The organism is Zobellella endophytica (assembly GCF_003012775.1).
Lineage (GTDB): Bacteria > Pseudomonadota > Gammaproteobacteria > Enterobacterales > Aeromonadaceae > Oceanimonas > Oceanimonas endophytica.
Genome location: NZ_PXYG01000001.1, coordinates 1010688 through 1033050, shown reverse-complemented (window position 1 = coordinate 1033050; position 22363 = coordinate 1010688). Strand labels below are relative to the sequence as shown.

At 62.5% G+C, this 22363-nt stretch carries 20 protein-coding genes; 7 read left to right on the top strand and 13 right to left on the bottom strand.

The annotated features are described in order from the left end of the window. Positions 1–34 precede the first annotated feature (34 nt). Positions 35–1117 (bottom strand): AI-2E family transporter, encoded by a 1083-nt coding sequence (locus tag C7H85_RS04670; RefSeq protein WP_210433556.1) that lies wholly within the window; start codon positions 1115–1117, stop codon positions 35–37. 105 nt (positions 1118–1222) lie between these two features. Beyond that, positions 1223–1384, bottom strand: a complete 162-nt coding sequence (rsmS, locus tag C7H85_RS04665) for a pleiotropic regulatory protein RsmS (RefSeq protein WP_106728497.1) — start codon at positions 1382–1384, stop codon at positions 1223–1225. A 240-nt stretch (positions 1385–1624) separates the two neighbouring features. Here rsmS and psrA point away from each other — a divergent pair, with 240 nt between their 5' ends. Together psrA and C7H85_RS04655 are read left to right on the top strand one after the other, a co-directional pair. Beyond that, entirely contained in the window at positions 1625–2254 is a 630-nt protein-coding gene (gene psrA / locus C7H85_RS04660) for a TetR family transcriptional repressor PsrA (protein WP_106728496.1), read from the top strand. A 31-nt stretch (positions 2255–2285) separates the two neighbouring features. Then, positions 2286–4550 carry an acyl-CoA dehydrogenase gene (locus C7H85_RS04655; protein ID WP_106728495.1) on the top strand — a complete coding sequence of 755 codons (2265 nt, stop codon included), beginning with the start codon at positions 2286–2288 and terminating at the stop codon, positions 4548–4550. 73 nt (positions 4551–4623) lie between these two features. Here the strand turns inward: C7H85_RS04655 and pyk are convergent, their stop codons facing one another. The 4 genes from pyk to sodB form a co-directional block, all read right to left on the bottom strand. Continuing rightward, entirely contained in the window at positions 4624–6063 is a 1440-nt protein-coding gene (gene pyk / locus C7H85_RS04650; RefSeq protein ID WP_106728494.1) for a pyruvate kinase, read from the bottom strand. A 285-nt stretch (positions 6064–6348) separates the two neighbouring features. Continuing rightward, positions 6349–7200, bottom strand: a complete 852-nt coding sequence (locus C7H85_RS04645; RefSeq protein WP_106728493.1) for a MurR/RpiR family transcriptional regulator — start codon at positions 7198–7200, stop codon at positions 6349–6351. Between the two features lie 256 nt (positions 7201–7456). Further along, positions 7457–8770, bottom strand: coding sequence for a 30S ribosomal protein S12 methylthiotransferase RimO (gene rimO / locus C7H85_RS04640; protein ID WP_106728492.1), 1314 nt, complete (start codon positions 8768–8770; stop codon positions 7457–7459). Positions 8771–8903: 133 nt separating this feature from the next. Continuing rightward, complete coding sequence (sodB, locus tag C7H85_RS04635; protein ID WP_106728491.1) at positions 8904–9485, bottom strand: superoxide dismutase [Fe]; 582 nt, start codon at positions 9483–9485, stop codon at positions 8904–8906. Between the two features lie 303 nt (positions 9486–9788). On the opposite strand from sodB, the gene C7H85_RS04630 reads away from it, so the two are divergent. Continuing rightward, the gene (locus tag C7H85_RS04630) at positions 9789–10127 is read left to right on the top strand and encodes a Grx4 family monothiol glutaredoxin (protein WP_106728490.1); all 339 of its coding nucleotides are present in this window, start codon (positions 9789–9791) and stop codon (positions 10125–10127) included. Positions 10128–10194: 67 nt separating this feature from the next. Here C7H85_RS04630 and C7H85_RS04625 read toward each other — a convergent pair whose 3' ends face one another. Beyond that, positions 10195–11895 (bottom strand): histidine kinase, encoded by a 1701-nt coding sequence (locus C7H85_RS04625; RefSeq protein WP_106728489.1) that lies wholly within the window; start codon positions 11893–11895, stop codon positions 10195–10197. A gap of 88 nt (positions 11896–11983) precedes the next feature. On the opposite strand from C7H85_RS04625, the gene solA reads away from it, so the two are divergent. Further along, the gene (gene solA, locus C7H85_RS04620; protein WP_106728488.1) at positions 11984–13114 is read left to right on the top strand and encodes an N-methyl-L-tryptophan oxidase; all 1131 of its coding nucleotides are present in this window, start codon (positions 11984–11986) and stop codon (positions 13112–13114) included. A 646-nt stretch (positions 13115–13760) separates the two neighbouring features. On the opposite strand, the gene aguA is transcribed toward solA, so the two are convergent. Beyond that, positions 13761–14831 carry an agmatine deiminase gene (gene aguA, locus C7H85_RS04615; RefSeq protein WP_106728487.1) on the bottom strand — a complete coding sequence of 357 codons (1071 nt, stop codon included), beginning with the start codon at positions 14829–14831 and terminating at the stop codon, positions 13761–13763. Further along, a complete protein-coding gene (gene aguB / locus C7H85_RS04610; protein WP_106728486.1) occupies positions 14831–15721 on the bottom strand; it encodes an N-carbamoylputrescine amidase in 891 nt (296 codons plus the stop codon). Before aguB ends, aguA begins: the two co-directional genes overlap by 1 nt. Before the next feature lie 178 nt (positions 15722–15899). On the opposite strand from aguB, the gene C7H85_RS04605 reads away from it, so the two are divergent. Next, positions 15900–16802 (top strand): LysR family transcriptional regulator, encoded by a 903-nt coding sequence (locus C7H85_RS04605; RefSeq protein WP_106728485.1) that lies wholly within the window; start codon positions 15900–15902, stop codon positions 16800–16802. On the opposite strand, the gene focA is transcribed toward C7H85_RS04605, so the two are convergent. Together focA and C7H85_RS04595 are read right to left on the bottom strand one after the other, a co-directional pair. Beyond that, the gene (gene focA / locus C7H85_RS04600) at positions 16799–17659 is read right to left on the bottom strand and encodes a formate transporter FocA (protein ID WP_106728484.1); all 861 of its coding nucleotides are present in this window, start codon (positions 17657–17659) and stop codon (positions 16799–16801) included. The genes C7H85_RS04605 and focA overlap by 4 nt on opposite strands. A gap of 123 nt (positions 17660–17782) precedes the next feature. Continuing rightward, on the bottom strand, positions 17783–19105 hold the full coding sequence (locus C7H85_RS04595) for a Na+/H+ antiporter family protein (RefSeq protein ID WP_106728483.1): 1323 nt from the start codon (positions 19103–19105) through the stop codon (positions 17783–17785). Positions 19106–19343: 238 nt separating this feature from the next. On the opposite strand from C7H85_RS04595, the gene C7H85_RS04590 reads away from it, so the two are divergent. Then, positions 19344–19949: a peroxiredoxin C gene (locus tag C7H85_RS04590; protein ID WP_106728482.1), complete on the top strand. Its 606-nt coding sequence runs from the start codon at positions 19344–19346 to the stop codon at positions 19947–19949. 50 nt (positions 19950–19999) lie between these two features. Here the strand turns inward: C7H85_RS04590 and C7H85_RS04585 are convergent, their stop codons facing one another. Together C7H85_RS04585 and C7H85_RS04580 are read right to left on the bottom strand one after the other, a co-directional pair. Beyond that, positions 20000–20260: a hypothetical protein gene (locus tag C7H85_RS04585; RefSeq protein WP_106728481.1), complete on the bottom strand. Its 261-nt coding sequence runs from the start codon at positions 20258–20260 to the stop codon at positions 20000–20002. 172 nt (positions 20261–20432) lie between these two features. Next, positions 20433–20678 carry a TIGR02647 family protein gene (locus C7H85_RS04580; protein ID WP_106728480.1) on the bottom strand — a complete coding sequence of 82 codons (246 nt, stop codon included), beginning with the start codon at positions 20676–20678 and terminating at the stop codon, positions 20433–20435. Positions 20679–20856: 178 nt separating this feature from the next. Between C7H85_RS04580 and modF the strand changes: the two genes are divergently transcribed. After that, on the top strand, positions 20857–22332 hold the full coding sequence (gene modF / locus C7H85_RS04575; RefSeq protein ID WP_106728479.1) for a molybdate ABC transporter ATP-binding protein ModF: 1476 nt from the start codon (positions 20857–20859) through the stop codon (positions 22330–22332). Positions 22333–22363 lie beyond the last annotated feature (31 nt).

The following is a 22363-nucleotide window of genomic DNA, read 5'->3' as shown; positions in this document are numbered from 1 at the left end:
CCCGAAAGCGTACCGCCTCGGCGGTACGCTTTTTTTATTCCTGCGCGGCCGGTGCCAGGCTGTGCAGCCATTCCCGCCAGATGGCCACCAGCAGCGCCATCAGCACCGGCCCCACGAACAGGCCGACGATGCCCATGGTGGTCACTCCGCCGACCAGGCCGAAAAAGGTCGGCAGGAACGGCAGCTTGATGGGGCCGCCCACCAGCCGGGGGCGGATGGTCTTGTCCACGATGAACAATTCCACCGCCCCCCACAGGAACAGCCCCACCGCCGCCACCATGTTGCCGGAGCCTGCCAGGTAGAGGGAAACCAGGGTGAAGGAGAGCGGGGCGCCGCCGGGGATCAGCGCCATAAAGCCGGTGAGCACGCCCAGCGCCACCGGCGAAGGGACCCCGGCCACGGCGTAGGCGATGCCGAGCACCACCCCTTCGCCCAGGGCGATCAGCCCCATGCCGGTGACGGTGGAACTGACGGTGGCCGGCACCATGCGGGAAAAACGGGCCCAGTGCCCGGCCAGCACCGATTCGCCCACCCGGTCGAGCTGGCGGGCCAGCAGGGCCCCGTCCTTGTACACGAAGAACAGGGTGATCAGCATGAATACCAGGATCAGGAACAGATGAAAGGCCCGGCTGCCCAGGGCCAGCATCCAGCGGTAGATGTTGCCGAGCTGCTCGCCGCTGAGCAGGTGTACCAGTTCGCTGAGGGCCTGGGGCTCGGCCACATACTGTTCCCAATAGGGCGTCAGCCAGGTACCCAGGGCGGGCAAGGCCCGGATCCACTCGGGCATGTCCGCGCCCTGGCGATTGACCTCGATCAGCAGCTCAATCCAGCCCTTGATCTCCCCGAAGGCGTAGGCAAAGGTCAGGGACAGCGGCACCACCAGGACCAGCATCACCAGCATCACGGCGAGGCTGGCCGCCAGCATGTCCTTGTTCCGGCACAGGGAACGGAGCCGGCGGTAGAGAGGCCAGCTGGCAAAGCCGATGATCAGGGCCCCCAGCACCGGCACCAGAAAGTCGTGGAAAAAGTAAATGGCCACCAGCAGCAGGAAAATCAGCAGCCAGCGGGAAATCAGGTTATCGGGCAAGGTCTTGAACATGGCGGACTCGACGAACATCGGTGCACCAGAGCATATCCTCCGGCGCACCGATGCGCCAGCCCGATCGGGAAGGGAAACCTGGCGTGCCGGGAGGCGCGGGAACGGCGTAACACCAGGAAGAGGCTACTCTTCGCCGTCGCTGAACTGTGCCAGTTTACGTTCGAAATCCCGGGTGACGATGGCCAGCGCCGCCAATGCCAGCTCGGGATCTACCTGATTCACTTCCAGCAGTTCAATCAAATCCACCGCCAATTGGACTTCTGCCGGGGCATCGGCCAAGGTCATAATGCGCTCCATCCTGTTCAAGCCGGACTCATTACCACATTTTACCCAAAAAAATGCCCAGCGGAGCTGGGCAAAGACTTAGTGCTTAATTGCAGTGGCATTACATTAGGGCGGGGATCAAGCAGAAGGTTCCCGCAAAATGTGTGGCCGGACGTAAAAAATTTTCGATGCGTTTTTAACTTGACAGCAACCTGCAGTGAAACGTAAATTTTAAACAGTTGTTTTATTTCGAGGTGCTCAGTGAGCAAGAAAGATACCAAGCAGAAGATACTCGATGCCGCCGAGGTGCTCTTTGCCGAGCAGGGCTTCAGCGAAACCTCGCTCAGGCTGATCACCAGTGCGGCCGACGTCAACCTGGCGTCGGTCAATTATCACTTCGGCTCCAAGAAGGATCTGATCAAGGCGGTGATGGACCGTTACCTGTCGCTCTTCATGCCGGGTACCGACGAGGCGCTCAAGCGCCTGCTGGCGGAGCCGGCGATCACCCTGCATCAGGTATTCGACTGTTTTGTGGCGCCGCTGATGGCGCTGAGCAGGATCAAGCGGCGCGGGCCCGAGATTTTCCTGCAACTGCTGGGGCGGGGCTATATCGACAACCAGGGCTTCCTGCGTTGGTTTATCGTCAATCATTACGGCGAGGTGCTGGAGCACTTCACCCTGGCCATCCACAAGGCGGCACCCGAACTGTCTTCCGCCGACGTGTTCTGGCGGCTGCATTTCACCCTGGGCACCGTGGTGTTCACCATGGCCTCCAGCGAGGCGTTGCGGGACATCGCCCGTACCGATTTCAACGAAGAGATAGATGTGGAAGGGCTGGTGCGTAAGGTGATCCCTTACCTGGCCAGTGGCGTCGGCGCCAAGCCCTGTTGAATTGTCATCCCGGTTACTAAGGAGAGGGATCATGAGTTTACGCAAGAAATGGATCAGTGGCCCGGCCTTTGCCACCTTCAAGAAGATATTGCCGCCGCTGTCGGCTACCGAGCGTGAGGCGATGGAAGCCGGCTCGGTGTGGTGGGACGGCGAGCTGTTCTGCGGTAAACCCGACTGGTCCAAACTGATGGCTTACGGTCCCTCCCACCTGACCGATGAAGAGCAGCACTTTCTCGACAACCAGGTGGAAACCCTGCTCGCAATGCTGGACGATCATCATATCGTCAACGACGAGCGCGAACTGCCCGAACCGGTATGGGACTATATCAAGAAGGAAGGCTTCTTCTCGCTGATCATCCCCAAGTCTTACGGCGGCCGGGACTTTTCCGCCTACGCCAACTCCACCATAGTGGCCAGGCTCGCCACACGCAGCATCAGCGCCGCCGTCACCGTCATGGTGCCGAACTCCCTGGGGCCGGGTGAGTTGCTGATGCACTACGGCACCCCGGAGCAGAAGGATCGCTGGCTGCCAGGGCTGGCCAGGGGAACCGAGGTGCCCTGTTTCGCCCTCACCGGGCCGGAAGCCGGCTCCGATGCCGGCGCCATCCCCGACACCGGTGTGGTGTGCAGGGGCGAGTACCACGGCGAAGAAATACTGGGCATCCGCCTCAACTGGGACAAGCGCTACATCACCTTGGCGCCGCGCGCCACCGTGCTAGGGCTGGCGTTCAAACTTTATGATCCCGACGGCTTGATGGGTGACAACAAGGATATTGGCATCACCTGTGCCCTGATCCCCACCAGCCACAAGGGGGTAGAGATAGGCGACCGCCACTTCCCCATGGGGTTGGCGTTCTTGAACGGCACTACTCGGGGCGAGGACGTGTTCATCCCCATCGACTGGATCATCGGTGGTCCCGGCTATGCTGGTCGTGGCTGGCGCATGCTGGTGGAATGCCTGTCTGCCGGTCGCGGCATCTCCCTACCGGCGTTGGGCACCGCCAGCGGTCACCTGGCGGTACAGAGCACCAGCGCCTACGCCTATGTGCGCAAGCAGTTCGGCCTGTCCATCGGCAAGTTCGAGGGGGTACAGGAAGCCCTGGCCCGTATCGGCGGGCTCACCTACCAGTTGGAGGCGACGCGCCGGCTGACCACCCGTGGCCTGGATCTGAAGGAGAGCCCGGCCATCGTCACCGCCATCTCCAAATACCATATGACCGAGATGGCCCGAACCGCCATGGACGACGCCATGGACGTGCACGCGGGCAAGGCCATCCAGATGGGGCCCAAGAACTACCTGGCCCACAACTACATGGGCATTCCGGTGGCGATCACCGTGGAAGGGGCCAATATCCTCACCCGCAACCTGATGATCTTCGGCCAGGGCGCCACCCGCTGCCATCCCTTCGTGCTGAAGGAGCTGGAAGCGGCGGCCAACCCGGATGAGCAGGCCGGTCTGGACCAGTTCGACCGGCTGCTGTTCCAGCACATCGGCTTCGCCGCCGGCAACGTGTTCGGCGCCTTCTGGCAGGGGCTCACCGGTGCCCGCTTCAACGGCGCCCCGGTATCCGGCGCCACCGCTCGCTACTACCGGCAACTGACTCGCATGAGCAAGGCCCTGGCCCTGTGCGCCGACATGTCGATGCTGATCATGGGCGGTGACCTCAAGCGCAAGGAGATGATTTCGGCCCGTCTGGGGGATGTGCTGAGCCACCTGTACCTGGCCTCTGCCACCCTGAAGTTCTTTGAAGACAACGGCCGCCTCGCCGAGGAACTGCCCTTCGTGCACTACGCGGTGGGCCGCAACCTGCATCTGATCGGCGAGGCCCTGGACGGCTTCTTCCAGAACTTCCCCAACCGTGCCGTAGCGGTGGCGCTGAAGGTGCTGATCTTCCCGCTGGGTAACCGCTACCACAAGCCCCTGGATCAGCACGCCCAGGCCATTTGCAAGCGGCTGATGACCCCGGGTGGGGTGCGCGATCGCCTGACCCAGCTGTGCTATGTGCCCAAGGAAAGCGAGCCGGGCCTGGGTGAAGTGGAGGCGGCCTTCCTGGCTATGGTGTCGGTGCAGGGGATCGAGCAGAAGTTGCTGGAGGCGCAGAAAGCCGGCAAGCTGCCGCGCAAGCAGGATATTGCCACCATGCTGGCCCAGGCGAAGCAGCTGGGCATCATCAGTGACACCGAGGCACAGCGACTGGCCCGGGCCGAAGAGCTGCGCCGCGAGGCTATCGCCGTGGACAGTTTCGCTTCCGGGGTACTGAGCCGGGAAATGCCAAAAAAGTCTGACGCGGCCTGAGCCGCCGGCAGTCATTAACAGAAAAGGCCGGGCAAATGCCCGGCCTTTTTATATTTCTTCCAGCTTCCGCCGCTTATTCCACGGTCAGGATCTTGCAGGTATTGGTGCTGCCGACCACTTCCATCATGTCGCCGTGGGTGAGCAGGACCAGATCGCCGGTATTGACGTAACCGCTCTGCTTGAGCACCTTCAGCGCCTCGCGGCAGATTTCGGCGGTGCTCAGGCTGTCGTCAGGCTTGAAGTAGACCGGGGTCACGCCACGATACAGGTTGGTCCAGGCCAGGGTCTTGGCTTCCCGCGACAGCGAAAAGATCGGCAGGCCGGAACTGATGCGGGACATCAGCAGCGGGGTGGTACCGGACTGGGTCAGGGCGACGATCGCCTTCACGCCCTGCAGGTGGTTGGCCGCGTACATGGTGGACATGGACACGGTTTCTTCTACCGAGGTGAAGGTGAAGTTCATGCGGTGGTTGGACACATTGACGCTGGGATGCTTCTCGGCGCCCAGGCAGACTTCCGCCATCGCCTTCACGGTTTCAATCGGGAATTGGCCAGCTGCGGTTTCGGCAGAGAGCATCACCGCATCGGTGCCGTCGAGCACGGCGTTGGCCACGTCCATCACCTCGGCCCGGGTGGGCAGGGGCGCGGTGATCATCGACTCCATCATCTGGGTGGCGGTGATCACCACCCGGTTCAGGCGGCGGGAGGTGCGGATCAGCTTCTTCTGCACGCCCACCAGCTCGGGATCGCCGATTTCCACACCCAGGTCGCCCCGGGCTACCATCACCACGTCGGAGGCCAGGATCACGTCTTCCATCGCGGCATCGGTGGCCACTGCTTCGGCGCGCTCCACCTTGGCCACCAGCTTGGCATTGCTGCCGGCGGCACGGGCCAGTTCGCGGGCGATGCGCATGTCTTCACCGGTACGCGGGAAGGACACGGCCAGGTAGTCGACGCCGATCTTGGCGGCGGTCTTGATGTCTTCCTTGTCTTTCTCGGTCAGCGCCGGGGCGGACAGGCCACCGCCTTTCTTGTTGATGCCCTTGTTGTTGGACAGGGGACCGGCCACGGTAACTTCGGTCAATACCTTGTTGCCTTCCACGCCCTCGACCCGCAGCTGAACTCGACCGTCGTCGAGCAGCAGGATATCGCCGTCCTTCACGTCGCGCGGCAGCTCTTTATAGTCGATGCCGACCTGCTGCTGGTCACCGGCGCCTTTCGGCAGATCCGCATCCAGCACGAACTTGTCGCCGATATTAAGGTGGATCTTGCCGTCCTTGAAGGTGGAGACGCGGATCTTGGGTCCCTGCAGGTCACCGAGGATGGCCACGTGCTTGCCCAGTTTCTTGGCAATCTCCCGCACCTGGTTGGCGCGGGTCATGTGATCTTCCGGGGTACCGTGGGAAAAGTTCATCCGCACCACGTTGGCGCCGGCGGCGATAATCCCTTCCAGGTTGTTATCGCGATCGGTGGCCGGACCCAGGGTGGTGACAATCTTGGTACGTCTTAACATAGGAGACTCCAATTGAGACTTTTAAAGGATAGATAGGGGAGATAGGGTTTGCTTTTTAAGCCGTGTGGGCTGCGAATAGGGGATGAACAACGGATGTCTGCAGACAGGAGTCGAGGGGCCATTTTCTGAGCGCTTTTGGGCTCATGGAGGGAGGTTGCTGGCGTGCTCACGGTCTGATGCTGCATCCTTGGTTTTGTAAATTGTTACCGATAATAACCGAAGCCGGGGGCAAAGTGTAGACGCGGTCACAAAAATGGCCGGTATTTGCCGGCCATTTGATCAAAATCAAAGGTGAGGGTTATCAAATCGTGAATTTTTTATCCCTTCCTTAACTTTCTTCAGGTTTTCCCGAAACTTGGTGCCACGACGCAGGATAAAGCCGGTAGACAGCACGTCGATTAGCACCATCTGGGCCAGGCGGGAGGCCATCGGCAGGTAGACGTCGGTGTCTTCCGGCACGTCCATCGACAGCACCATGGTGCACTCCCGGGCCAGGGGCGAGTCCTTGGCGGTGAGGCCGATGACGATGGCGTCGTTCTGGCGGGCGAGCTGGGCGATTTCCACCAGCGCCTTGGTGCGGCCGGTGTGGGAAATCAGCACCACCACGTCGCCCTCGGAGCTGGCGATGCAGCTCATGCGCATCATCACCACGTCGTCGAAACACAACACCGGCACGTTGAAGCGGAAGAATTTGTTCATGGCGTCGTGGGCCACGGCGGAAGAGGCGCCGAGGCCGAAGAAGGACAGCTTCTTGGCCTGGGTCAGGATATCCACGCAGCGGTTGACCGCCTGCGGGTCCAGGCTGTGCCGGGCCGAATCCAGGCAGGCCATGCTGGACTCGAAGATCTTGGCGGTATAGGACTCGGGGCCGTCGTCTTCTTCCACATGGCGGTTTACATAGGGGGTGCCGTTGGCCAGGCTCTGGGCCAGGTGCAGCTTGAAGTCGGGGAAACCCTTGGTGTCGAGCCGGCGGCAGAAACGGTTGACGGTCGGCTCGCTCACGTCCGCCAGCTTGGCCAGGGCGGCGATGCTGGAGTGGATGGCGGTTTGCGGTGATGCCAGGATCACTTCCGCCACTTTCCTTTCAGACTTGCTGAAACTATCTATATTTTTTGTAATTTTTTCTAAAGTATTCATCTGGACTACCGGGCTCGATGGGACGGGCCAGGAACAACCCTGGGCTGCGTAACAAAAGTGGATACACTATACAGGACAATCGATTGCGTTAAGAGTGTCCCCATACCAAAGTATGACTGAACTCTAAAAAAATTACTCGCAAGGCGGAAAAAAAGCCAATAATGGTGTTGCTTAATAACAAATGAAATGAACGGACCATTCTCTGAAGATGTAAAAAAGCCCCGCGGGCGGGGCTTTTTGTCGGAACAGTCAGAGCCTAGAGCAGCTCGCCCCAGAGATCGTATTCGTCGGAGTGGGTGACGGTGACCTTCACCAGCTCACCGGGCTCGAGGCCGGTCTCTCCGTTGAGGTAGACCAGGCCGTCGATCTCCGGGGCGTCGGCGCTGGAGCGGCCGATGGCTCCTTCTTCGTCCACCTCGTCGATCAGCACGTCAATGACCCTGCCCACCTTCTGCGCCAGCTTGCGGGTGGAGATCTCCTGCTGCAGCGCCATAAAGCGTTCGAAGCGCTCCTGCTTGACCTCTTCCGGCACCGGATCCGCCAGCTCGTTGGCGCGGGCGCCTTCCACCGGGCTGTAGGTGAAGCAGCCGACCCGATCCAGCTCGGCCTGCCCGATAAAGTCGAGCAGCAGTTGGAAGTCTTCCTCGGTTTCGCCGGGGAAGCCGACGATAAAGGTGGAGCGGATGGTGATCTCGGGGCAGATTTCGCGCCAGCTGCGAATGCGCTCCAGGGTGCGCTCTACCGCGCCCGGGCGTTTCATCAGCTTGAGGATACGGGGGCTGGCGTGCTGCAGCGGAATGTCCAGGTAGGGCAGTATCTTGCCGTCGCGCATCAGCGGGATCAGATCGTCCACGTGTGGGTAGGGGTACACATAGTGCAGTCGCACCCAAACCCCCATCTTGCCGAGCTCTTCGCACAGGGCCTGGATGTGGGTCTTGACCGGCATGCCATCGGCGAAGCCGGTCTTGTGCCTGACGTCCACCCCGTAGGCGGAAGTATCCTGGGAGATCACCAGCAGCTCCTTCACCCCGGCGTCCACCAGGCGACGGGCTTCGCTCAGCACCTCGCCGATGGGGCGGCTGTCCAGATCGCCGCGCATGGAGGGGATGATGCAGAAGGTGCACTTGTGGTTGCAGCCTTCGGAGATCTTCAGGTAGGCGAAATGCTTGGGGGTGAGCTTGACGCCCTGCTCGGGCACCAGGCTGACGAAGGGGTTGTACTGCGGGCGCGGCACGTATTTATGCACATGGTTCAGCACCTGCTCGTAGGAGTGGGGGCCGGTGATTTCCAGCACCTTGGGGTGCACTTCGCGAATTTGGTCTTCCTTGGCGCCCAGGCAGCCGGTGACGATGACCTTGCCGTTTTCGCTCAGGGCTTCGCCTACCGCTTCCAGGGATTCCTGCACGGCGCTGTCGATAAAGCCGCAAGTATTGACGATCACCAGATCGGCATCATCGTATGAAGGCACCACATCATAACCTTCGATACGCAATTGGGTCAGAATACGCTCGGAGTCGACCAGGTTTTTCGGGCAACCGAGGGACACGAAGCCGATACGGGGAACAGACATACTCACTTGGCTTAACTCACTTTAAAGGGGCAGAAATAAAAGAGGGCGCATTTTACACCCAAGTCGGCTGATTAAAAAAGAGCCAGCAACAAAAACACCCCGGAAGGCCGGGGTGTTTTTGACTGGCCAAAACTTACTTGGCGAAGTTTTCTGCCACGAAGTCCCAGTTGACCAGGGCCCAGAAGGCTTTCACGTAGTCGGGACGCACGTTGCGGTAGTCGATGTAGTAGGCGTGCTCCCAGACGTCACAGGTCAGCAGCGGGGCTACGCCGTCGGTCAGCGGGCAGCCGGCGTTGGAGGTGTTGGCGATGCCCACGGAGCCGTCGGCCTTCTTCACCAGCCAGGTCCAGCCGGAACCGAAGTTGGTTACACAGGACTTGGTGAACTCTTCCTTGAAGGCATCGAAGGAGCCGAAGGCGGCCTTGATGGCATCGGCCAGGGCGCCGGTCGGCTCGCCGCCACCGTTGGGGGACAGGCAGTGCCAGTAGAAGGTATGGTTCCACACTTGGGCAGCGTTGTTGAAGATGCCGCCGGAAGAGGTCTTGATGATGTCTTCCAGGGATTTGCCTTCGAACTCGGTGCCGGGAACCAGGTTGTTCAGGTTGACCACATAGGTGTTGTGGTGCTTGCCGTAGTGGTATTCCAGGGTTTCCTGGGAGATATGGGGTTCCAGAGCATTTTTGGCGTAAGGCAGTGCGGGAAGTTCAAATGCCATTGTTATGTTCTCCATTTTGATTGCGCCAGCCGGGGCTGGCCGAGACATTGCTGCTTGTTGTTTTCTTTCCATGGCGGGAACGGCTTAGCTCTGAGCATAGCCGTAAACCGCTAAATTGCTGAAAGGATTGTAACAGTTTGCCGGATGGCGAAACAACAACAGCTTTTGTAAGGGGATAATGACCCTGTGTACCGAGGGGCTTTTATTGCTTTGCAGATACCAATTTATGCGCCCTCGCTCTTGTGGCCGCAGAGGGATAAAGTAGAATAGACTCTTTTAACAACAACGCCGTCCGAGGTGGTTATGGACACCATTGAAAAAATCAAAACCCAGATCAGCGAAAACCCCATCCTGCTGTACATGAAAGGTTCACCCAAGTTCCCCAGCTGCGGCTTTTCCGCCCAGGCCTCCCAGGCGCTGATGAACTGCGGCGAGCCCTTCGCCTATGTGGACATCCTGCAAAACCCCGATATCCGCGCCGAGCTGCCCAAGTACGCCAACTGGCCGACCTTTCCCCAGCTGTGGGTGGAAGGGGAGCTTGTCGGCGGCTGCGACATCATCATCGAGATGTTCCAGCAGGGCGAACTGCAAAGCCTGATCAAGGACACCGCGGCCAAGCATCCCAAGTCCGAGCAGGCGTAAACCCGCCGCGGCCGAATGAATTCGATCCTACGGCTCCCGTAGGGTCGAATTCAACCGAGCTCACACCTCAAGGTCTGAAACACACCTCCAGCAGGGTGCCGCCCCTGGCTCCCGGCACCACCCTGAGTTGCCCGCCCAGGCTGCTTGCCCTGTCCTGCATGATGTTGACCCCGTAGTGCTGTTCGGTATGGTCAATGGCGCCCACCCCGGTGCCGTTATCCGCCACCGACAGGTAAATGTACTCGCCCTGTTGCCATACCCTGACCCCGACTTCGCTGGCGTGGGCGTGCTTGATCACGTTGTGCAGCGCCTCCCGGGTGATCTGCACCAGATGAATGGTCTGGTTGGGGCCGAGCCGGTGGGGCGACAGCTGATACTCGAACTCGATAGCAAAACCGAGCCGGCGGCTGAACTCGGCCACGGTGTCACTGAGCGCGGCATACAGGCCCGGCTTGTCCAGCTTGAGACGGAAGGTGGTGAGCAGTTCGCGCAGCTGGCGATAGGCATTGTTCAGCCCTTCGCGCATTTCGTCCAGCCCGGTGGCCACTTCCGGGCTGGGGTCGGGCAACTGCAGCCGCACATAGCTGACCTGCAGCTTGAGGTAGGTCAACGCCTGGGCCAGGGAGTCGTGCAGCTCGCGGGCGATGGTCGCCCTTTCTTCCATCAGTTGCAGTTGCTGGTGCTGATGCTGTCGGCGCTCCAGCGCCAGGGCGGTGGTGATCTGATCGAAAATGCTGGTCAGCAGTTGTTGCTGCTCGTCGTCCAGGGGGCTGGCCGGCGGGCAGTAGGCCAACACCTGGCCGTAGTGACCGCGGTTGTCCTGCAGCGGGCAGCGGTAATTGGGTGCCTCGCGCGGGCCCGGGCGGTCCGAGCAAGCGGTCAGTTCCTCGAAGGGACTGTCATCGCCCTCTTCGTACAGGTGAATGCAGATCTGGCGCAGCGGGGTCAGTTGCTCGAGTCGGCCGAGCAATGCCGGCAGGCGCCGATACAGGGGCTCTACGCCCTGCAGCTCCCGCTGGGTATCATAGAGGGTGGTCAGGGTCTGGTTGGAGCGCACCAGGGCCCGGGTCTGCTGCTCCACCTTCTGCTCCAGGTGGCCGTACAGCTCGGACAGCTGGCGGTTCATGGTGTCGATGGTGCCAGCCAGCACCGCCATTTCATCGTCGCCGCCGATGCCGCTGCGGCAGGCGAAATCCCCGTTACCCACGGCGCGGGCCACCAGCAGCAGGCGGCGCAGGGGGGTGATCAGGCGCCGGTGCAGGTAGACCACCGCCACTCCCAGGATCAGCAGCATGGCCAGCATCACCATGAACTGCAGCCAGCTCTGGCGTTGCAGGCTGGCCTCGGTATTCTGCTCGAGCTGGGCCACCAGGCGGTCGATGGCGGCGACAAAGCCGGCGACTTCGTCGCCGAGCTGCCGGCTGCTGGTGGCTGCCTGCAGGCCGGCCTTGAGCGGTTGCCACTGCTGCCAGAGCTGCTGATGCTGCCCGCCGAGACCGTCGTCCTGCAGAATGCGCATCAGCACCGGGTCGCGCAGATCCTGCTCCAGCATCTGCAGGTCGCCGCCGTCTTGCAGCGGCACCCGGCTGAGCAGGCGGTAGCTCTGCATCCTGAGCGAGCCGGCCTTGTTGATCACGAAGGCCCGGCCTTCGGTTTTTTCGGACAGCCAGGCCGAGGCGGCCAGGCCGATCAGGGCCAGCAGCACCAGGGTCAGCATCAGCAGGGTGATGCGGGTCAGCAAAGAGCGGGATAAGGGGATCGACGACATGGCATAATGTTCTCGGCTTGATTTGTCGCAAGCTTACAAAGAATCCGACCCGGCCGCCATGCGCCGGCGCAAACACACAAGGACCACCATGGATGCAGATGTACTGATTATCGGGGCCGGCTCGGTCGGCATGGCGGCCGGTTTTTATCTGGCCCGCCGGGGCGCGCGGGTCGTGCTGCTGGATGAAGGCGAGCCGCCGCACACCCTGGGCTCCCACCACGGCAGCACCCGGCTGACCCGCACCGCCTATGGCGAGGGGGCGGCCTACATACCGCTGTTGCTGCGGGCGAGGGTGTTGTGGGACGAGCTTGAGCGGCTGAGCGGCGAGCGATTGGTCGAGCCCTGCGGTGTGGTCAACCTGGGAGTGGCCGACAGTCCCTTCCTGGCGCAGGTGGTGCGCAGCGCCGCCGAATACCGGCTGCCGCTCGAGCAACGGCGGGCCTCGCAGGCCATGGCGCATTGGCCGGGCTGGCGGCTGCCCGCCGATTTCGCCAGCCGCTTTGAGCCCGAGGCCGGGGTGCTCTACTGCGAGCGGGCGCTGACCGCCTGGCGTGAGCTGGGGCAACGGCAGGGCGCCCTGTTGCTGGGCGGGCGCGCCGTGACCGGGTTGCGCGCCCAGGCCGGCGGGGTGGTGGCCGAGCTGAACGACGGCAGCCGGCTCACGGCGGCCAAGATGCTGGTCAGTGCCGGCCAGCGGGTGGCGCCGCTGCTGGCGCAGCTGGGCCTGGTGCTGCCGCTGCAACGGGTGCGCAAGACCTTCGCCTGGTACGAGGCCGATCCCGGCCGTTACGGACCCGATGTGTTCCCCGGTTTTTCCGCCGTGCTGGCCGAGGCCATCTATTACGGCTTTCCGACACTGGACGGCGCCGGTCTCAAGCTTGGCCGGCACGACGGCGGCCAGCCCTTGGCCCCGGGCGAGCCCCTTGCCCCCTTTGGTGCTTACAGGGAAGACAGGGAAGAGCTGGATACCTTTGTGCGGACCTACCTGCCGCAAGTCGGTAGCTTTATCGAGGGCAAAGTCTGCCACTATATCCGCACCCCGGACGAGCACTTTATCCTGGACCGGCATCCCGAGCATGGTCAGGTGTTTTTCGCCAGCGCCTGCTCGGGCCACGGCTTCAAGTTCGCCGGCGTGCTGGGCGAGCTGTTCGCCCACTGGATGCTGGACGGCGAGCCCGGCTTCGATCTGGCACCCTTCCGCCTGGCCCGGTTCGGGTAAGGGCCCTGCCGAATTTATTCGACCGACCATAGCCTAGAGTACCGATCAGTTTAAAAATTGACCAATCGGCTATTTGTTGTCTGTTGCAACGTAGATAAGAGTCAACAGGGCCACCTCCGCCGACCGTCACCTGCCATCCCTGGCAGGTGACGGTCGGCCTGTTACCTCTTTCAAGCTCTGACGCCGTCTGAGGGTGGTGCCAGCAGGCAGCTGCGGTGATATAGGGAGGACAAGGGGACTGCTCCGCCTGCCCTCCGCGCCAGGGAGGGCGCGGCGGAGCCCCCATGGGGCGAGCTTGCTCGCCGTGACGAACCATTTCGGCCTGACCGAACATCCAGTGAATGTTCGCAGCAGGCCGAAATGGTGAGTACCAGGTCCCACGGCGTGCCGGAGGAGTAGTGCCCTTTGGCCGACAGACTACACCTCGTAAGAAGCCATCGAAGCCTCCGACATAGGGGAAAGGCGTTGCCTAAGTTTTAAACTATATGGTGCCCTAGAGCGCTATATAGTTTAAAAATCAAACTGTCAGGCGTGTGCTATCCCTGCCACTTTCGTCGGCGGCAAACGACGTTTGCAGATTGGCACCTGACTGGTGGAGCGCAGGCGGCCCGCCTGCGCCCCGACCGTATCGACCAATCCCCGGGCTTTACACCGCCGGGATCTGCTGGGTGATGCAGTGGATATTGCCGCCGCCGAGCAGGATCTCCCGCGCCGGCACGCCGACCACATCCAGCTCCGGGAAGATGGTCTCCAGCAGCCGTCGGGCTTCGCCGTCGGTGCGCTGGTCCAGCAGCGGGAACACCAGCCGCCGGTTGCTGATCAAAAAGTTCACGTAGGAGCCCGCCAGCCGTTCGCCGGCCAGCCGGGGCACGGCGGCGCCGCTTTCGACCCCGGCGGCTTCCTCCTCGGCCACATAAAGCGGGCCGGGCTGGGGCAGCTTCCACACCTTGAGCTTGCGGCCCCTGGCGTCCACCGCCTGCTCCAGCACCGCCAGCGCCGCCCGGCTGCGGGCGTACTGGGGATCGCTTTCATCCTCGCACCAGTGCAGCAGCACCTCGCCGGGGCGGGCGAAACAGGCCATGTTGTCGATATGGCCGTCGGTCTCGTCCATATAGACCCCTTCCGGCAGCCAGATAAAGTGGCTGACGCCCAGGGTTTCCCTCAGGTGCTGCTCTATGTCCGCCTGGCTCAGGTGGGGGTTGCGGTTGGGGTTCAGCAGGCACTCGGTGGTGGTGAGCAGAGTGCCTTCGCCGTCCACGTGGATGGAGCCGCCTTCGAGCACCAGCGGACTTGCCACCGCCGGCAGCCCGTGCACCGCCAGCATGGCCCGGGCCATAGCCTGATCCTGATCCCAGGGATGGTAGAGGCCGCCCTCATGGCCACCCCAGGCGTTGAAGCGCCAGTCGATGCCGACGGCCCCGCCCTTGCCATTCACCACCACAGTGGGACCCGTGTCCCGGGCCCAGGCGTCGTCGCTGTCGATGGTCACCAGCGTAACCTGGGGCGGCATCACCGTCCGGGCCTTGTCCATCTCCTTCGCCGGCACCGCCATATAGACGGGGGTGGCGGCGGCGATAGCCTCGGCCACCCGGGCGAAGGTGGCCTGGGCCGGGGCGGCCTGGTCGCGCCAGTTGTCCGGCCGGTGCGGCCAGATCATCCACACCGCCTGCTGGGGCGCCCACTCGGCGGGCATGTGAAAGCCGTTCAGCGGTTCCATCAGCGGCCTCCCGGGGTCGTGCCGTCGGAGGTCAGCAGCGCCTGGTACATGGCCGGGCGGCGGTCGCGGAACAGGCCCCAGCTGATGCGGGTCCTGGCGATCTCCTCCAGGTCGAAGCGGTGCACCAGCACGCACTCGGAGGTCTTGTCCGCCTGCTGCACCAGCTCGCCGAACTGATCGGCGATAAAGGAGGAGCCGTAGAAGGTCATCTCCAGGCCGTCGATGTGCTTGCTCTGCTCGGTGCCGATGCGGTTGGAAGCGATCACCGGCACCAGGTTGGCGGCGGCGTGGCCCTGCTGGGTGCGGGTCCAATGGGGCTGGCTGTCGATCTCCGGGTAGGCGGGCTCGGAGCCGATGGCGGTGGGGAAGAAAATGAGCTCGGCGCCCATCAGCGCCAGACTGCGGGCGGTTTCCGGGAACCACTGATCCCAGCAGATGCCCACGCCGATCTTGGCGTAGCGGGTCTGCCACACCTTGAAGCCGGTGTCGCCGGGGGTGAAGAACTGCTTTTCCTGGTAGGCCGGGCCGTTGGGGATATGGGTCTTGCGATACAGGTCCAGCAGGCTGCCGTCGGCGTCGATCACCACCAGGGAGTTGTAGTGGGCGTAGCCGGCGCGCTCGAAGAAGCTGATCGGCAGCACCACTTCCAGCTCCTTGGCCAGGGCCTGGAAGTGGCGGATCAGCGGGCTGTGGTCCACCTCCTGGGCCAGGGCGAAGTGCTCTGGGCTCTGGTCGATACAGAAGTAGGGAGTTTCAAACAGCTCTTGGATCAGGATGATCTGGGCGCCCTGGCCGGCGGCCTGGCGCACCAGCTGTTCGGCGCGGGCGATGTTCTCTTCTTTGTTCCAGCTGCAGGCCATCTGGGTGGCGGCCACGGTAACCATTGCCATGGTGAACTCCTCATACAAGTGAATTGTCACTGGGTTGTTGGGGACTGTGCGGCCCTTTGACCGGCAACCAAGCCAGCTGTTTGTCAACAACCCGAATCTTCAGGCTTCAGTGTGACCCTTGCATTAACATCAATCAAATGAATAGTATTAATCACCTTATTCTTCTGGTGAATATGAAATGAAATTGCACCAGCTCGATCTCAACCTGCTGCTCGCCTTCGATGCCCTCATGACCCAGCGCAACGTCACCCGGGCGGCACAGCAGTGTTTTATCAGCCAGCCGGCGATGAGCCATGCCCTCAACCGGTTGCGTCAGTTTTTCGAAGACCCGCTGCTGGTGCGCAGCGCCACCGGCATGGTGCCCACGGCGCGGGCCGAGGAGCTGCAGCACACGGTGCGCCGGGCGCTGGGGCTGCTGGAACAGGAACTGGGGCGGGAAGATCGCTTCGACCCCGCCACCTCCGGCCGGCGCTTCGTGCTCAGTACCACCGACTACGTGGAGTGCGTGCTGGTGCCGCCGCTGATCCGCCGGCTGAAGACAGAAGCGCCCGGGGTGCGCATCGAGATTGAAATTCTGCGCGATCGCCTGCCCGAGCAGGCCCTGGCCAACGGCGAGGTGGATCTGGTGCTGGGCTTCGATGAATACATGAAGGTGCCGGCCTTGCTGCGTACCGAAACCTGGCTGACCGAGCCCCTGGCCGGGGTGGTCAGCCGGGCGCATCCTACCGTCGGCGAACGGCTCAGCCTCGGCGAGCTGACCGGGCTGCCCCATGTGTTCCACTCCCCGCTCGGTACCCGCGAGTCCATCGTCGATAGCTGGCTGGCGGGGCAGGGACTGGCCAGGAGCATTTCGGTCAACAGCCAGAGCTACATGTCGGCGGCGGCCATCGTCGGCCAGACCGATCACCTGCTGGTGCTGCCCCACAAGGTGGCGCTGATGCTGGCCGACGCCTGGTCGCTGAAGCTGGTGCGGCTGCCCGACAGCATGCCCGCCTACCACCTCAACTGTGTCTGGCATCCGCTGCATGGCCGCCAGCCGGCGCTGCAGTGGCTGCGCGGTCTGATCCGCGGGCTGGTTTAATGTGCGGCGCCGGCCCGGCGGTAGAGCAGCCAGTAGGTCAGTCCCACCAGCACGCCACCGCCGAGGATATTGCCGAGGGTGACCGGCAGCAGGTTGCGCAGCAGGAAGTTGGCCAGGGTCAGGTCGGCGAAATCGGCGGACAAGGCACCAGTCAGGGCCCAGAATTCGGGGCCGGCGAAGTTCAGGATGGCGATGGCCAGGGGCACGATAAAGAGGTTGGCGATGCTGTGCTCGAAGCCGCTGGCCACGAACATCGAGATCGGCAGCAGCATCACCAGCACTTTGTCGGTATTGCTGCGGCAGGAAAAGGTCATCCATACCGCCAGGCACACCATCAGGTTGCAAAGTATCCCTAAGGCCACCGCCTGCAGGAAGCCGTGGTGCAGCTTGTGCTGGGCGATCCTGAGGGTGTTGACGCCCCAGCCGCCGTCCGCCGCCAGATGCTGGCCGGCCAGCCAGATCAGCAGCACGAACAGCAGGGCGCCGCCGAGGTTGCCCAGGTAGACGATGACCCAGTTGCGGCCCAATTGGACCCAGCTGATGCGCCGGCTGGCCCGGGCGACGGTGGTGAGCACGCTGGAGGTAAATAGCTCGCCGCCGCAGATCACCACCAGGATCAGTCCCAGGCTGAAAGCAATACCGCCGACAAAACGGGCCATGCCCCAGGGGAGCTCGCCGGCGCCGGTGGTCACCGTGATGTAGAACACGAAGGCGATGGAGATAAAGACCCCGGCGGTGATCGCCAGAATGAAAGATTGCAACGGATGCTTGGTTGCCTTGTACACCCCCACTTCTTCGGCCTTTTCGGCCATGGCCGGAGGGAGAATGGCGTCGAACGGTTGGTTATACGGTTTCATCATGGTGACCATTGGGCTGAAAATGTTGTTTTATTCTAACCAAATGGGGGCAGGGAAGATTGATATGGATCAGAGATGGCGAGGCGGTGCCGTCCCTGGCACCGGGCGTGAGCTGTCCCTCGTTCAGAGGATGACGGCGGCCAGCCAGCCGAAGGCGATCAGCGGCAGGTTGTAATGCAGGAAGGTGGGTACTACCGAGTCCCAGATATGGTCGTGTTGGCCATCCGCATTGAGGCCGGAGGTCGGGCCCAGGGTCGAGTCCGAGGCCGGCGAGCCCGCATCGCCCAGGGCTCCGGCGGTGCCGATGATGGCCACGGTGGCCAGCGGCGAAAAGCCGAGCGCGATGCACAGGGGCACATAGATGGGCGCGATGATCGGAATGGTGGAAAATGACGAGCCGATGCCCATGGTGATCAGCAGGCCCACCACCAGCATCAACAGGGCGGCCAGGGACTTGTTATCCCCGATCAGCATGTCTACCGTTTGCACCAGCGAGCTCACGCCGTCGGTGGCCTTGATCACGGCGGCGAAACCGGCGGCGGCAATCATGATAAAGCCGATCAGCGACATCATCTTCACCCCCTGGGTAAAAGCGTCCTGGCTTTCCCTGAACTTGATCACCCCGCCCAGGGTAAAGATGATAAAACCGGCCATGGCGCCGAGGATGATGGAATCGCTGTAGAGCTGCAGGCCCAGAGCCACGACGATGGCCACCAGGGCGATGGCCACATGCGCATAGTTGATGCGGACATGCTCGGGCTCCACCGCCACTATCTTGCCTTCGTCGTAGTCGCGGGGCCGGCGGTAACTGATGAACAGCGCCACCAGCAGGCCGAGCAGCATGCCGCCCACGGGAATGGCCATGGCGGTGGGCAGCATGGCCTTGTCGGCCGTCACCCCGTTTTCCACCAGGTTGGCCAGCAGGATGTTGTTGAGGAAGATGCCGCCGAAGCCCACCGGCAGCAGCATGTAGGTGGCGGTGAGGCCGAAGGTCAGCACACAGGCCACGGCACGGCGGTCGAGCCGGAGCCGGGCCATCAGGTGCAGCAGCGGCGGGATCAGGATGGGGATAAAGGCGATGTGTACCGGGATCAGGTTCTGCGAGGAAATGGCCACCAGCAGGATGGCGGCGAGCAGCAGCGCCTTGACCCACAGTATACGGCCGGGGCCGGCATCCTGGCCGAGGGCGCCGATCACCCGTCGGGCCAGCAGATCGGTAATGCCGGAGCGGGCGATGGCGACGGCGAAGGCCCCCAGCATGGCATAGCTCAGGGCAATGGTGGCGCCGCCGCCCAGGCCGCCGGCAAAGGTGTTGACCGCCTCGGTCAGCGACATGCCCGATACCATGCCGCCCGCCAGGGCGCTCAGGGTCAGGGCCACCACCACGTTGATGCGCAACAGGCTCAGGCCCAGCATCAGGCAGACGGCAATAACAACGGGATTCATGGTGTATCCTTAAACAGTTTGGCAATAAACGGAACAAAGCGCGCTAGTTTGCAAACTGACACCGGAATGTCGAGGATTATTTTGCAAATGAGTCAAATGACACTTGAGTGAACTTTGGCCAACCGGTATGGCTTTGCCCCCGGCTGCCCTTGGGTTTGCACGTTGGCGCCCATATACTGTGTAATCGAACGGCGGGGTTTCCTGGAAACCCATTATTGTAAACACCAAGGAGATAGACATGAGCGTATTGGTAGGCCGCCCGGCCCCCGACTTTACTGCTGCTGCTGTGCTGGGTAATGGCGAAATCGTTGATAACTTCAACCTGAAAGAGTTCACCAAAGGCAAAGCCGCCGTGGTGTTTTTCTACCCGCTGGACTTCACCTTCGTGTGCCCGTCTGAACTGATTGCCTTCGACCACCGTTTCGCCGAGTTCCAGAGCCGTGGCGTGGAAGTGATCGGTGTGTCCATCGACTCCCAGTTCAGTCACAACGCCTGGCGCAACACCCCGGTAGACAAGGGCGGCATCGGCCAGGTGAAATACCCGCTGGTGGCCGACGTCAAGCATGAAATCTGCAAAGCCTACGACGTGGAGCATCCGGAAGCCGGTGTGGCCTTCCGCGGTTCTTTCCTGATCGACACCAACGGCGTGGTTCGCCACCAGGTGGTCAACGATCTGCCGCTGGGCCGCAACATCGACGAAATGCTGCGCATGGTCGACGCCCTGCAGTTCCACGAAACCAACGGCGAGGTGTGCCCGGCCCAGTGGGAAAAAGGCAAACAGGGCATGCAGGCGTCTCCGGACGGCGTGGCCAAGTACCTGTCCGAGAACGCCGAAGGTCTGTAATCGCAGCCTTGGGTTGAACATGACAATGCCGGCGACAACGCCGGCATTTTTTATTCCTCGCCCGGGGCCACCCGGGTCTGGGTGCGTGGCGTCTCTTCCGCCGGTGGCGAGGCATAGGTCGGCCGGTCGTCAAACAGGCTCCACAACAGCATCAGGCCGGTGATCGCCATGGCTACCAGCAACAGCGAGATGGGCTGGCGGATGTAATAGGGAGCGTCGGTCAGATCCTCCCTGAGTGCCTGGCAGTGCGGGCAACGCCGGCGATAGTCATAGAAAGGCCGCCCGCAGCGGCTACAGTGAGTGATGGACATATCCCGTCTCCATTTATTGTTATCGTCCTGCCCTTAGAAAGTAACCAATTCTGGTTGAAAATCCAGCAGTATCGGCTACTGAACCCGAGTTTTTTGGCGGAGAACGGGGAGGGATGATGGGGAGGTCGCCTCGGCACGGGCAGGGTGGGCTGCCCGGCGAGGCGAGGGAGGGTCAGGCTGCGGTGGTTTCTTTCAGCAGTCCGAGCATGCCCTGGGCGTGCTCGGCGGCTTCCCGTCCCAGATCGGTCAGGTAGCCACCGTCGTGCAGCGTGATCAGCCCCTTGTCGTACAGGCGCTGGGCGGCGCCGATCAGGGCCGGGTCCGCATCGTGATGCACCTTGATCCCCTGCTGGGTGGTATCGAGGTCAAAATGCAGTAACAGGTTCAATTCATCCAACAATGCCTGGTTATATCGCATAGGTATTCCTCACCTGAAGGGTAATGGCCTGGACAGACGTTAGCCTGTTCAGGCCGGGCAGGCTGGGCGCTGGCTCACAAATAGCGATTTATGGTGCCATTTTTGTCTCTTGCATCCGGGCCCCGGGTTGCCGATGATGATGGAATTGCCGAATAACCAGTTAAGGATCAATGTCGTTATGTCTTCCATCCGCATCAGGGATGCCCGCTTTGTCATCAGTGAACGCCACCAACTGGCCATCCCCCGGCTCGAGCTGGATGCCGGCCAGTGCTGGACCTTTGTCGGGGCCAACGGCAGCGGCAAGACAGCCCTGGCCAGGGCGCTGGCGGGCGAACTCCGTTGCGTGGCAGGCGAGGCGGACAACCGCTTCGGCCGGATCGAGTGGGTGTCGTTCGAACAGCTGCAGCAACTGGCCGATCGGGAGCGGCAAGAGGACGAAAGCGATCTGCTCGACTACGAAGATCAGGGCCACAGTGCCCGTCAGATCATCCTGGAAGGGGGCGGCGAGGCGTCCCGGCTGGCGGCCCTGGCCGGGAGCTTCGGCCTCACCGGGTTGCTGGAGCGGGGCTTCAAATACCTGTCCACCGGCGAGACTCGCAAGGTGCTGCTGTGCCGGGCCCTGCTGCGCCGGCCCGATCTGCTGGTGCTGGACGAACCCTTCGACGGCCTGGACGTCCACGCCCACGCGGGCCTGACGGCACTGCTCGAGGAGCTGGTCGCCGCCGGCCAGACCCTGGTGCTGATCCTCAACCGCTTCGAGGAAATCCCCGACTTTTCCGACCGCATCGGCATGCTGGCCGAGGGCGAGCTGATCGCCGCCGGCGACCGACAGCAGGTGGCCGCCTCGGCCCAGTTGCAGCAACTGGCCCACCTGACGGCCATGGAGCAGGCCACCCAGGCCCTGCCACCGGCGGATCCGGACGCGCAACGGCGCGCCCTCGACGACTGTGGCCCGCGCATCATCATGCGCGACATCAGGGTCGGCTACGGCGGCCAGCGTATCCTCGATGGCCTGAACTGGCAGGTGAATCCGGGCGAGCACTGGCAGATAGTCGGCCCCAACGGGGCCGGCAAGTCCACCCTGCTGAGTCTGGTCACCGGCGATCATCCCCAGGGCTACAGCAACGATCTCACCCTGTTCGGCCGCCGCCGGGGCAGCGGCGAGAGTATCTGGGACATCAAGCAGCACATCGGCTACGTCAGCACCACCATGCAGCAGGACTACCGGGTGACGGCCACCCCGCGTTCGGTGATCCTGTCCGGTTTCTTCGACTCCATCGGGGTCTACCAGCAGCCCGGTGACCGCCAGCAGGCACTGGCCGAACAGTGGCTGAGCCTGCTGGGGCTGCGGAACGCGGCCAACGAGCCGTTTCGCAGCCTGTCCTACGGCCAGCAGCGGTTGCTGCTGATCGCCCGGGCCATGGTCAAGCACCCGCCCATCCTGATCCTGGACGAACCGCTGCAGGGGCTGGATACCTTCAACCGGCACTGGGTCAAGCGCTGGATCGACCTGCTGGTGGCGGAAGGCGGCACCCAACTGCTGTTCGTGTCCCACCACCAGGAGGACGCCCCGGCCTGTATCAGCCACCGGCTCACTTTCGTGGCCGACGCGGACGGGTATATTTATCGCAGCGAGTCGCTCAAAGGGGCTTGACCGCGAACCACGGCAGGGCGACGATGGGATC

What these genes read in the sequence shown, in the direction of transcription:
- modF (WP_106728479.1), top strand. Translation starts at nt 20,857, where the DNA reads ATGTCTTCCATCCGCATCAGGGATGCCCGCTTTGTCATCAGTGAACGC.
- C7H85_RS04585 (WP_106728481.1), bottom strand. Translation starts at nt 20,260, where the DNA reads ATGTCCATCACTCACTGTAGCCGCTGCGGGCGGCCTTTCTATGACTAT.
- C7H85_RS04630 (WP_106728490.1), top strand. Translation starts at nt 9,789, where the DNA reads ATGGACACCATTGAAAAAATCAAAACCCAGATCAGCGAAAACCCCATC.
- C7H85_RS04590 (WP_106728482.1), top strand. Translation starts at nt 19,344, where the DNA reads ATGAGCGTATTGGTAGGCCGCCCGGCCCCCGACTTTACTGCTGCTGCT.
- pyk (WP_106728494.1), bottom strand. Translation starts at nt 6,063, where the DNA reads ATGTTAAGACGTACCAAGATTGTCACCACCCTGGGTCCGGCCACCGAT.
- solA (WP_106728488.1), top strand. Translation starts at nt 11,984, where the DNA reads ATGGATGCAGATGTACTGATTATCGGGGCCGGCTCGGTCGGCATGGCG.
- focA (WP_106728484.1), bottom strand. Translation starts at nt 17,659, where the DNA reads ATGAAACCGTATAACCAACCGTTCGACGCCATTCTCCCTCCGGCCATG.
- C7H85_RS04580 (WP_106728480.1), bottom strand. Translation starts at nt 20,678, where the DNA reads ATGCGATATAACCAGGCATTGTTGGATGAATTGAACCTGTTACTGCAT.
- rsmS (WP_106728497.1), bottom strand. Translation starts at nt 1,384, where the DNA reads ATGACCTTGGCCGATGCCCCGGCAGAAGTCCAATTGGCGGTGGATTTG.
- C7H85_RS04605 (WP_106728485.1), top strand. Translation starts at nt 15,900, where the DNA reads ATGAAATTGCACCAGCTCGATCTCAACCTGCTGCTCGCCTTCGATGCC.
- C7H85_RS04625 (WP_106728489.1), bottom strand. Translation starts at nt 11,895, where the DNA reads ATGTCGTCGATCCCCTTATCCCGCTCTTTGCTGACCCGCATCACCCTG.
- aguA (WP_106728487.1), bottom strand. Translation starts at nt 14,831, where the DNA reads ATGGAACCGCTGAACGGCTTTCACATGCCCGCCGAGTGGGCGCCCCAG.
- C7H85_RS04595 (WP_106728483.1), bottom strand. Translation starts at nt 19,105, where the DNA reads ATGAATCCCGTTGTTATTGCCGTCTGCCTGATGCTGGGCCTGAGCCTG.
- aguB (WP_106728486.1), bottom strand. Translation starts at nt 15,721, where the DNA reads ATGGCAATGGTTACCGTGGCCGCCACCCAGATGGCCTGCAGCTGGAAC.
- C7H85_RS04655 (WP_106728495.1), top strand. Translation starts at nt 2,286, where the DNA reads ATGAGTTTACGCAAGAAATGGATCAGTGGCCCGGCCTTTGCCACCTTC.
- C7H85_RS04670 (WP_210433556.1), bottom strand. Translation starts at nt 1,117, where the DNA reads ATGTTCGTCGAGTCCGCCATGTTCAAGACCTTGCCCGATAACCTGATT.
- rimO (WP_106728492.1), bottom strand. Translation starts at nt 8,770, where the DNA reads ATGTCTGTTCCCCGTATCGGCTTCGTGTCCCTCGGTTGCCCGAAAAAC.
- sodB (WP_106728491.1), bottom strand. Translation starts at nt 9,485, where the DNA reads ATGGCATTTGAACTTCCCGCACTGCCTTACGCCAAAAATGCTCTGGAA.
- C7H85_RS04645 (WP_106728493.1), bottom strand. Translation starts at nt 7,200, where the DNA reads ATGAATACTTTAGAAAAAATTACAAAAAATATAGATAGTTTCAGCAAG.